The following is a 10,493-nucleotide window of genomic DNA, read 5'->3' on the forward strand; positions in this document are numbered from 1 at the left end:
CACGCGTCATTTCCGGACGCGGTCCGGGCCGGCCCGCCTCAGCTCCGCCGCAGATAGCCGAGCCCCGGGTGCGCCGCCGTGTAGCCGTCCAGCAGCCGCCGGGCCACCGTCACCGAGTCGACCAGGGGATGCAGGGCGAACGCCTTGACCGCGCTCGCCCGTGAGGCGCCGCTCGCCGCTTCCAGGACCTCGCGCTCGACCGCCTTGACCGCGGTGACCAACCCCACCGCGTGGCCGGGAAGTTGACCGACCGTCACCGGATGCGCGCCGTTCGCGTCGACCAGGCACGGCACCTCGATGACCGCTTCGGCGTCCAGCACACGCAGCGTCGTGCCGTTGCGGACGTTCAGGATCAGGGTCGCCCGCTCGTCACGTGCGACGGCCCGCATCAGGTCGAGCGCGACCTTCTCGTAGCCGCCCGGCTCCAGGTCGGCGGAGTCCCGTTCGCCCACCCCGGCCGCCGTACGGTTGGCCGCCATGTACGTGGCCTCGCGCTCGGAGAGCGTACGGTGCCACGCGTCCAGCGCGGACCCCGTGCTCTCGGGTCCGGCCAACCCGGCGTAGAAACCCGCCTGTTGGTCGCGGAGGAAGGCGCCACGGGTGCGTTCTGCCGACCGGTAGGCCTGTACGGTCTCGCGGTTGAAGTAGTAGTAGTGCAGATACTCGTTGGGGATCGCGCCGAGCGAGGCCAGCCACTCGGGGCCGAACAGCCGGCCCTCCTCGAAGGAGCCCAGCGCCGCCGGGTCGGCCAGCAGCCGGGGCAGCTCGTCCCTGCCCGCCACCCGCAGCCCGCGCAGCCAGCCCAGATGGTTCAGCCCCACATAGTCGATCCAGACCTGATCCGGATCGGCGCCCAGCACCCGGGCGACCCGCCGGCCGAGCCCCACCGGTGAGTCGCAGATCCCGATGACCCGGTCACCGAGCACCCGCGACATGGCCTCGGTGACGAGCCCCGCCGGGTTGGTGAAGTTGATGACCCAGGCGTCGGGCGCCAGCGCCGCCACCCGCTCGGCGATACGGACGGCGACGGGGACCGTGCGCAGCCCGTACGCGATACCGCCCGCGCCGACCGTCTCCTGCCCCAGCACCCCCTCGGCCAGGGCGACCCGCTCGTCCGCGGCGCGCCCTTCCAGCCCGCCGACCCGGATCGCGGAGAAGACGAAGTCGGCGCCGAGCAGCGCCTCGTCCAGATCCGTGGTGGCGACGACCTCCGGCGCCCCGGGCACGCCCGCCGCCTGCTCGGCCAGCACCCGGGCGACGGCGCCGAGCCGCCCCCGGTCGACGTCGTACAGCGTGACCCGGGTGATCCGGCCCTCGCCGTGGTCGCCGAGCAGCGCGCCGTACACCAGGGGCACCCGGAAACCGCCACCGCCCAGAATCGTCAGCCTCATCCAGTGAACCGCCCTTCGTGTCGGTCGGCGCGGAGGTCACCCGGCCGGTACCGATCATCGCCGAGAGGGCGGGCCCGCCGCGCGTCAGCCACCCACCTTTCGTTTGTTCCACACGTCGAAGCCGACGGCGGCCAGCAGCACGAGACCCTTGATGACCTGCTGGTAGTCGGTGCCGACGCCCACCAGGGACATGCCGTTGTTGAGCACGCCGAGCACCAGACCGCCGATGACGGCCCCGAACACCGTGCCGACACCGCCGCTCATCGAGGCGCCGCCGATGAAGGCCGCGGCGATGGCCTCCAGTTCGAAGTTGACCCCGGCCTGCGGCACACCCGCGTTGAGCCGGGCCGCGTAGACGATCCCGGCCAGTGCGGCGAGCACCCCCATGGTGACGAAGACCAGGAAGGTGACCCGCCGGTCCTTGACCCCGGAGAGCTTCGCCGCCGCCTGGTTGCCGCCGAGCGCGTACACATGACGGCCCACGATCGCGTTGCGCATGACGAAGCCGAACCCGATGAGCAGCGCGGCGAGCAGCAGCAGGACGACGGGGACGCCGCGGTAGCTGGCCAGCGTCATCGTGAAGGCGAGCACGGCGGCGGCCAGCGCCCCGCACTTGAGCAGGAACAGATTGCGGGGCAGCACCTCCAGCTCGTAGGCCCGCTGCCTGCGCCGGTCCCTGACCTCCTGGAAGACGGCGAAGGCCAGCAGCGCGAGGCCCAGCAGCAGCGTCAGATTGTGGTAGTTCGTGTCCGGGCCGACCTCGGGCAGATAGCCCGTCGAGATCTTCTGGAAGCCCTCCGGGAACGGACCGAGCGACCGCGACCCGAGCAGGATCTGGGTGCCGCCGCGGAAGAGCAGCATGCCCGCGAGCGTCACGATGAACGACGGAATGCCGACGTACGCGATCCAGAAGCCCTGCCAGGCCCCGGCGACCGCCCCGATGGCGAGCCCCAGCACCAGCGCGAGCACCCAGGGGACCTGGTGCTCCACCATCATCACCGCGCAGGCGGCCGAGACGAAGGCGGCCAGCGAGCCGACCGAGAGATCGATGTGGCCCGCGATGATGACGATCATCATGCCGATGGCGAGGACCAGGATGTAGCTGTTCTGCAGCACCAGATTGGTGACGTTGTTGGGCTTGAGGAGCACGCCGTCGGTCCATATCTCGAACAGGACGACGATCAGACAGAGCGCGACGAGCATCCCGTACTGCCGCATGTTGCGCCGCGCCGCTTCCAGCAGCAGCGCCCCGGTGGTGTCCTGACCCATGGCGACTACCTCACGTTCCTGGTCATGTGGCGCATCAGGACTTCCTGGGTCGCCTCGGCCCTCGGCACCTCGCCGGTCAGCCGGCCGGCCGCCATCGTGTAGACCCGGTCGCACATACCGAGCAGTTCGGGCAGTTCGGAGGAGATCAGGACGACCGCCTTGCCCTGCGCGGCCAGCCGGTCGATGACGGTGTAGATCTCGTACTTGGCGCCGACGTCGATGCCGCGGGTCGGCTCGTCCAGGATCAGCACCTCGGGACCCGCGAAGATCCACTTGCTGAGGACGACCTTCTGCTGGTTGCCGCCCGAGAGCCGGCCGACCTGCTCGAAGACGGTCGGCGCCTTGATGTTCATCGAAGCGCGGTACGACTCGGCGACCCGCCGCTCCTCGTGCCCGTCGACGAAGCCGCGGTTGGAAACCTTGGACAGCGCGCTCAGCGTGATGTTCCGGCCGATCGTGTCGATCAGGTTCAGCCCGTAGCGCTTGCGGTCCTCGGTCACGTACGCGATGCCGTGCCCGACCGCCTCCGGCACCGTCCGGGTCCGGATCTCCCGGCCGTCCTTGAGGACGGTGCCGCTGATGTCGCGGCCGTAGGAGCGCCCGAAGACGCTCATCGCCAGCTCGGTGCGGCCGGCGCCCATCAGCCCGGCGAGACCGACGATCTCCCCCCTGCGGACCTGGAACGAGACCCCGTCGACCACCTTGCGCTGCTGGTCGATGGGGTGGTGCACGGTCCAGTCCCGCACCTCCAGCGCCGGATGCGTCCCCGGATCGCCCTCGTAACGGGTGCGTTCGGGGAAACGGTGGTCGAGATCGCGGCCCACCATGCCGCGGATGATGCGGTCCTCGGTCGTGGACTCCGCGCCCACGTCGAGGGTTTCGACGGTCCTGCCGTCCCGCAGGACGGTGACGGAGTCGGCGACCTCGGCGATCTCGTTCAGCTTGTGCGAGATGATGATCGAGGTGATGCCGTGCGCCTTCAGCTCCCGGATGAGCCGCAGCAGCGCCGCGCTGTCCCCGTCGTTGAGTGCGGCCGTCGGCTCGTCCAGGATCAGCAGCCGCACTTTCTTGGCGAGCGCCTTCGCGATCTCCACGAGCTGCTGCTTGCCGACGCCGATGTCGGCGACCCGCGTCTGCGGATGCTCGTCGAGCCCCACCCGTTTCAGCAGCGCCGCCGCCTGCCGCAGCGTCTCGTTCCAGCTGATGATGGACCGGGTCGCCCGCTCGTTGCCGAGGAAGATGTTCTCCGCGATCGACAAGTAGGGGATCAGGGCCAGCTCCTGATGAATGATCACGATGCCGCGCGCCTCACTCGCGCCGATGTCCTTGAAGGCGCAGGGCGTGCCCTCGAACAGGATCTCGCCCTGGTAACTGCCGTGCGGATGGACGCCGCTGAGCACCTTCATCAGCGTGGACTTGCCCGCGCCGTTCTCCCCGCAGACGGCGTGCACCTCACCGGGCGCCACCGTGAGGGAGACCTCGGACAGCGCCCTGACCCCGGGGAACGTCTTGACGATGGACCGCATTTCCAGCACCGGAGCGGTCACCCGAGGTCACTCGCCTTGATGTACCCGGAGTCGACGAGTTCGGCTTTGTAGTTGGACTTGTCGACGCTCACCGGGTTCAGCAGGAACGCCGGCACGACCTTGGCCTCGTTGTCGTACGTCGTCTCGTCGTTGACCTCGACCTTCTTGTGGGTGAGCATCGCGTCGGCCATCTGCACGGCCTGCTTGGCCAGCGCCCGGGTGTCCTTGAACGTCGTCTGGGTCTGCTGCCCAGCGATGATCGACTTCACCGACGCCACCTCGGCGTCCTGCCCCGTGACGACCGGGTACGGCTTGGCCGCCGTGCCGTAGCCGTCGGACTTGAGCGCCGACAGGATGCCGATCGAGATGCCGTCGTACGGGGAGAGCACGGCGTCCACGTCCTGCGAGCCGTACGCCTTGGTCAGCAGGTTGTCCATGCGCTTCTGCGCGGTGCCGCCGTCCCAGCGCAGCGTCGTGAGCTGGTTCAGCCGGGTCTGGCCGCTCCTGACGACGAGCTGCTTCTTGTCGAGGTACGGCTTGAGCGTCTTCATCGCGCCGTCGAAGACGTAGCGGGTGTTGTTGTCGTCCGGCGACCCGGCGAACAGCTCGATGGAGAACGGGCCCTTCGCGCCCTTGGCCAGACCGAGCCGGTCCACGATGTACGACGCTTGCAGGACCCCGACCTTCTCGTTGTCGAACGAGGCGTAGTAGTCGACGTTCTTGGTGCCCAGGATCAGCCGGTCGTACGAGATCACCTTGATGTCCTTGTCGGCGGCCTGCTGGAGTACGTCGCTCAGCGCGCGGCCGTCGATGGCGGCGATCACCAGCACGTCGACCCCGGTCGTGATCATGTTCTCGACCTGGGAGACCTGCTGCGAGACGTCGTCCTCGCCGTACTGCAGATTGGTCTTGTAGCCGAGCTTCTTGAACTGGGCGACCATGTTGTTGCCGTCGGCTATCCAGCGCTCCGACGACTTGGTCGGCATGGCGATGCCGATGGTGCCGCCCTTGCCGCCGTCCTTCTGTTCGGCCTTGCTGCCCCCCTCGCTGCTCTGCCCGCACGCGGCGAGCGAGAGGGCGAGGGCCGTGGCGACGACGGCGAGCGTTGATCCGCGGGTGCGCATGACGGCATCAGTCCTTTTCGTGGAGGAGTGGGAAGCGGTTGAGCGGCCCGGGCAGCCGGGAGCCGAGCGGTGACATACCGCCGTCGGCGCCGAGCCTGCCGAGCAGATCGAGTACGAGCCGGCCGCGCCTGACCCGTTCCCTGGCGCTGCTCAGGGCGGTCTCGCGGAGCTGGGCTCCGTAGGGGTAGATACCGGGGGACTTGGAGAGGCCGAACTTGAGGTAGAGCGGCGCACCGCGCCTGATCAGCTCGGCCGTCTCGTACATCCGGACGTAGCCGCCCAGATCGTCGGGCGCCTCGATGTAGAGATCCATCGGCGCCCGGCTGGCCCGGCGGATCTCGGTGAGCTGCGCGAGTGACAGGTCCGAGGGGATGTTGACCGAGTCGGCGCCGAGCTGTTCGACCACCGCGTAGGACGCGGGGTTGACCGGGCCGACCAGCGCCGAGACCTTGAGCGTGGTGTCGGCGGGCAGGATGCCGCGCTCCCGCAGCCGGTGCAGGGTCCACAGGACCCCCTCGTCGGCGACGAGCAGACACCGCACCCCCAACTCGGCGGCGCGTACCGCGTCCTCGACGCAGCCGGCCAGCGCGTCATGGCCGCGGGCGCGCAGTCCCGCGCCGCCCGAGTCGCTGCGGGTGGCGGCGCCGATGTCCCAGGTGCCGCGCGGGCCTGTGAACAGGCACAGCTCGACGGAGCGCGCGGCGCACGCGTCGGCCATGTCGGTGATGTCGGTGTCGGACAGCATCCAGACGCCGCTGCCCTGGCTCACCCGGTGGATCGGCACATCGAGGCGCGCCGACTCCTTGAACACCTCGGCAAGGGCCTCGGGCCCCTCCACCGAGGGAATTTCGGTGCGCCATCTGCCGCCGTCGGGGAACGCGTGGGGAGAGGTGTCCGCCGGGTTGTGCTCGGGGGCGGCCAGGCCGAGCGCGGCGAGTGCCTCTTCGCCGGGGCGCCGGGGGACGGAAGCTGATGCGTCGGTCACGGACGAGTCCTTCGGTCGGTTTCTTTGTTCGACATACCGGACGAGGTTCGGAACGTCGGGCGTGCCGGGCCAGGGCCCCGGCGTGGTCAGGGGCGCAGCAGCACCTTGCCGGTGCCGGGGCCGCCGCCGCCCACCAGCGCCACGGCCTCGGCGTACTTCTCCAGCGGGAACTCGTGGCTGATCAGCGGTCCTGGTGCGAGCAGCCCGGCGGTGAACGCCCGTACGGCGAAGGCCCAGGCCGCGGTCGGGGCGCCGAAGACGCCCCGCACGGTGAGTTGACGCAGCGTCAGGTTCGCCGGGTCGATGCCGGTCGCGTCCGGCGGGAAGATGCCGGTGAGCAGCACCCGGCCGCCGCGCCGCGCCAGCGCACAGGCCGCGGTCGCTGTCGCCGGGGCGCCCGCCGTCTCCAGGGCCAGGTCGTAGCGGCCGTGCTCGTCCGTGGCCGTCTCGGGGGTGCGCACGCTCGTCGCGCCGAACTCCCGTGCCAGCTCGGCCCGTTCGGTCCGTGGGTCGACGACCGTCAGCTCGGCGGGGGAGTAGCGGGCGAGCAGCTGGACGGCGAGCAGGCCCAGCGTTCCCGTCCCCACCACGGCGACCCGCTCACCCGGCTGCGGAGCGGCGGCCCGTACGGCGGCCGCCACCACGGCGGCCGGCTCAAGGAGCGCCGCCGACCGCAGGTCCGCCGCGTCGTCCAGCGGATGTAACAGCCGGGCGGGCACCAGCAGATGGTCGGCGAAGGCGCCGGGCCGGGTGAACCCCGTCTCGTCGTACCCCGCGGCGCACAGCGAGGTCTCGCCCTCGCGGCACCGGTCGCACACCCCGCAGTTACGGAACCCCTCGGCGACCGTCCGGCGTCCGGTCAGCCGCCGGTCGACGCCCTCGCCGACCGCCTCGACCGTCCCCGACCACTCGTGGCCCGGGGTGACCGGGTAGCGGACGTAACCCGCGTCGCGCCGTCCGTCGTACACCTCCCGGTCGCTCATACAGATCCCGGCGGCGGCGACCCGCACCAGCACCTCGCCGGGGCCCGGTACCGGCACCGGACCGGTCACCAGCCGGTGCGCGCCGGGCCGTTCGACGACGATCGCCCGGCTGCTCATCGCGGAGCCTTCGGTGCGCGCTTCTCCCAGCCGTCCGCCCACAGGTCGAACCGCGCCTGCTGCTGCGGGAATTCGGCCGCCGCCTCCGGGTCGAACTCGACACCGAGCCCCGGTGCGTGCGACACCTCGAAGCACCCCGTCCGCGGATCGACCTCCGGCGCACCGGTGACGACCTTCTTGATGTCGGCGTCCGCGAAGTCGTTGAAGTGCTCAAGGATTTTGAAGTTCGGTGTGCAGGCGGCCAGTTGCAGGCTGGCGGCGGTCAGTACCGAACCTCCTACGTTGTGCGGGGCGACCAGTACGTAGTGGGTCTCGGCGGTGGCGGCGAGCTTCCTGGCCTCCAGGATGCCGCCGATGTGCCCGACGTCCGGCTGGATGATGTCGGCCGCCTGCGACTCGAAGAGTTCGCGGAACTCGATCCGGTCATGGACGCGTTCGCCGGTGGCGATCGGCAGATCCACCTTGTCGGCGACCTTGCGCAGCGCCTTCAGGTTCTCCGGCGGCACCGGCTCCTCCAGCCAGGCCGGTGCGAACGGCGCGAGTTCGTGCGCCAGCCGTACGGCGGTGGCGGGGCTGAACCGGCCGTGCATCTCCAGCATCAGCTCGGCGTCGGGCCCGATCGCGTCGCGCACCGCCTCGATCAGCGCCACCGCCTCGTTGGAGGCGGCCCGGTCGAGCTCGAAGTGCCCGGTGCCGAACGGGTCTATCTTCAGGGCCCGGTAGCCGCGCGCCACCACCGCCTCGGCGGCCTTGTGGTAGGCGTCGGGGGTGCGTTCGGTGGTGTACCAGCCGTTGGCGTACGCCTTGACCCGGTCGGTCACCTTGCCGCCGAGCAACTGCCACACCGGGACACCCAGCGCCTTTCCCTTGATGTCCCAGCAGGCCGTCTCGACCACCGCGATGCCCGACATCACGATCTCGCCGGCCCGCCCGTAGTCGCCGTACTTCATCCGGCGGACCAGATCCTCCACCGCGAACGGGTCGGACCCGGCGATGTGGTTGGCCTCGGCCTCCCGCAGATAGCCCAGCAGCGCGTCCGTGCGGCCGAGCATCCGGGTCTCGCCGACCCCGGTCAGACCCTCGTCGGTGTGGACGAGGACGTAGGTGAGGTTGCGCCAGGGCGTCCCGACGACATGCGTGCTGATTCCGGTGATCCGCAAGGCAGTTGGCCTCTCCGTCGAGCCCGGTCCGCAGAGCTTGTTCGAAATTTCGTCAAGCGTTCGAAATGCTGGGCGTGACCGTATTCAGCTCCACCGAGGGGTGTCAATGGGTGTGCCGAGAGCTAACCTGTGTTCGTCATATCGGCCAACGGCCGGAACACCGAACGAGGTTGGTGGTCGGACATGGGACGGCTGGTCCCCGCGGTCACGCGGGCGATGGACATTCTGGAGCTGTTCCTGGACGGCGACGGCACCCTCACCGCGCCCGACGTCATCCGCAGGCTGGGGCTGCCCCGCACCACCGTGCACGAACTGCTCACCACGCTCGCCGCCCGCTCGTACCTGGTCGCCCTGCCGGACCAGCCCGGCCGCTACCGGCTCGGCGTACGCACCTACCAGCTCGGCAGCCGCTACGCGGAACAACTCGACCTGGCCGCCGAGGGTCAGCAGGTCGCCCGTGAGGTCGCGGAGACCTGCGACGAGACCGTCCATGTCGCCGTCCTGGAGGACACGGACGTCATCTACATCGCGAAGGTGGACTCCACCCACGCCGTCCGCATGGTCTCGGCCGCGGGCCGCAGACTGCCCGCCCACTGCACGTCGGTCGGCAAGATGCTGCTCGCCATGCTGCCGCGGACCGAACTGGAGGCGCGGCTCGCCGGCCGCGAACTGGTCGCGATGACCCCCGGCAGCCTGACCGACCCGGCCGCGCTCCGTGCCGAGCTGGACCGGGTCAGGGAGCGCGGTACGGCGGTTGAGCACCGCGAGTCCAACCCCGACGTCAGCTGCGTGGCGGCGCCCGTCCGCGACAGCAGGGGCCGGGTCGTCGCCGCCCTGTCCATCTCCGTACCGATGATCCGCTGGAGCGACGAGCGGGAGAGCGAGCTGGCCCAGCTCGCGTCGAACGGCGCGAACGCCCTCTCGGCGCGGCTGGGCCACCGCTGACCGCCGCCGCTCTCAGCCCGCGTACGGGTCGGGTACCTCTGTTCGAGCAGGTGGCTCAGCCGTCGTACCAGCGTGCGGTAGGCCGCCTACCTTGGCCGCCGCGTCGAAGGGGGTGAGGGGATCGCGACGACATCCGCGAGCGCGGCCCGCCGCGCGGCGGTCACAGGGCGTGCCCCGTCGTGGCGTCGACATGGCCGGGCACCTCGTCGTGCCGGTCGCCCACCGAGAGCGTGCCGCTCGGCTCGACGACCAGGATCGAGGCGCCGCCGGCCGAGGACGGCTTGTGCCAGATCCCGCGCGGCACGGTGAAGACCGAACCGCGCGGCAGGGTGACGGTCCGCTCGCCACCGTCCTCGCGGAGCCCGATCAGCAGCTCGCCTTCCAGCACCTGGAAGAACTCGTCCGTCTGCTCGTGGACGTGCCAGATGTGCTCTCCCACCACCTTGGCGATACGGATGTCGTAGTCGTTGACCCGGGTCACGATGCGCGGACTCCACACGGCGTCGAAGGAGTCGAGGGCGGCGGCCAGGGCGATGGGCCGGGTGCTGGGCTGCGTGCGCTCAGTGGTCATGGCTCCATCGTGGGTGTTGCCCGCCCCGTCGCGTGAGTGCTAGGAATCGCGTATGCCGCAAGATTCCTCGCACCGGGTCGTCATGATCGTCGCCGACGGCTCCAACCCCTTCGAGATGGGCGTCGCCACCGAGATGTTCGGACTCGACCGGCCGGAGATCGACGGGCCCTGGTACGACTTCGAGCTGTGCGCCGAGTCCCCCTCGGTACGGATGCACTCCGGTTTCTTCCAGCTCTCCGGTGTCGCGGGGCTGGACGCCGTGGACCGGGCCGACACCGTCATCGCGCCCAACCGCCCCGACCCCGAGACCCCGCCGTCGCCCGCCGTGCTGGACGCCGTCCGCCGCGCCGCCGCCCGTGGCGCCCGGCTGGTCAGCTTCTGCAGCGGCTCGTTCACGCTGGCCGCCGCCGGGGTGCTGGACG

At 70.5% G+C, this 10,493-nt stretch carries 9 protein-coding genes and 1 pseudogene; 2 read left to right on the plus strand and 8 right to left on the minus strand.

The window, feature by feature from the left end; all coding sequences use genetic code 11:
• Positions 1-38: 38 nt before the first annotated feature.
• The 7 genes from HY68_RS26000 to HY68_RS26030 all read right to left on the minus strand — a co-directional run bounded on the left by HY68_RS26000 (position 39) and on the right by HY68_RS26030 (position 8,555).
• A complete protein-coding gene (locus tag HY68_RS26000) occupies positions 39-1,391 on the minus strand; it encodes a 6-phospho-beta-glucosidase (RefSeq protein ID WP_041993007.1) in 1,353 nt (450 codons plus the stop codon).
• An 84-nt stretch (positions 1,392-1,475) separates the two neighbouring features.
• The gene (mmsB, locus tag HY68_RS26005; protein WP_041993010.1) at positions 1,476-2,660 is read right to left on the minus strand and encodes a multiple monosaccharide ABC transporter permease; all 1,185 of its coding nucleotides are present in this window, start codon (positions 2,658-2,660) and stop codon (positions 1,476-1,478) included.
• 5 nt (positions 2,661-2,665) lie between these two features.
• Complete coding sequence (gene mmsA / locus HY68_RS26010) at positions 2,666-4,207, minus strand: multiple monosaccharide ABC transporter ATP-binding protein (RefSeq protein WP_107070129.1); 1,542 nt, start codon at positions 4,205-4,207, stop codon at positions 2,666-2,668.
• Positions 4,204-5,310, minus strand: coding sequence for a multiple monosaccharide ABC transporter substrate-binding protein (gene chvE / locus HY68_RS26015; RefSeq protein WP_041993014.1), 1,107 nt, complete (start codon positions 5,308-5,310; stop codon positions 4,204-4,206). The genes mmsA and chvE overlap by 4 nt, the downstream gene beginning before the upstream one ends.
• Positions 5,311-5,317: 7 nt before the next feature.
• Entirely contained in the window at positions 5,318-6,295 is a 978-nt protein-coding gene (locus tag HY68_RS26020) for a hypothetical protein (RefSeq protein ID WP_041993017.1), read from the minus strand.
• Between the two features lie 86 nt (positions 6,296-6,381).
• Entirely contained in the window at positions 6,382-7,395 is a 1,014-nt protein-coding gene (locus HY68_RS26025; protein WP_041997189.1) for an alcohol dehydrogenase catalytic domain-containing protein, read from the minus strand.
• Positions 7,392-8,555 (minus strand): mandelate racemase/muconate lactonizing enzyme family protein, encoded by a 1,164-nt coding sequence (locus HY68_RS26030; RefSeq protein ID WP_041993020.1) that lies wholly within the window; start codon positions 8,553-8,555, stop codon positions 7,392-7,394. Before HY68_RS26030 ends, HY68_RS26025 begins: the two co-directional genes overlap by 4 nt.
• Positions 8,556-8,738: 183 nt before the next feature.
• Between HY68_RS26030 and HY68_RS26035 the strand changes: the two genes are divergently transcribed.
• A complete protein-coding gene (locus HY68_RS26035; protein ID WP_041993023.1) occupies positions 8,739-9,500 on the plus strand; it encodes an IclR family transcriptional regulator in 762 nt (253 codons plus the stop codon).
• 160 nt (positions 9,501-9,660) lie between these two features.
• Here the strand turns inward: HY68_RS26035 and HY68_RS26040 are convergent, their stop codons facing one another.
• Positions 9,661-10,071: a cupin domain-containing protein gene (locus HY68_RS26040; RefSeq protein ID WP_041993028.1), complete on the minus strand. Its 411-nt coding sequence runs from the start codon at positions 10,069-10,071 to the stop codon at positions 9,661-9,663.
• A gap of 52 nt (positions 10,072-10,123) precedes the next feature.
• Here HY68_RS26040 and HY68_RS44090 point away from each other — a divergent pair.
• Positions 10,124-10,493: pseudogene (locus HY68_RS44090) on the plus strand (AraC family transcriptional regulator); the annotation flags it as partial.

The sequence above is a fragment of the Streptomyces sp. AcH 505 genome, from assembly GCF_000818175.1.
GTDB lineage: Bacteria > Actinomycetota > Actinomycetes > Streptomycetales > Streptomycetaceae > Streptomyces.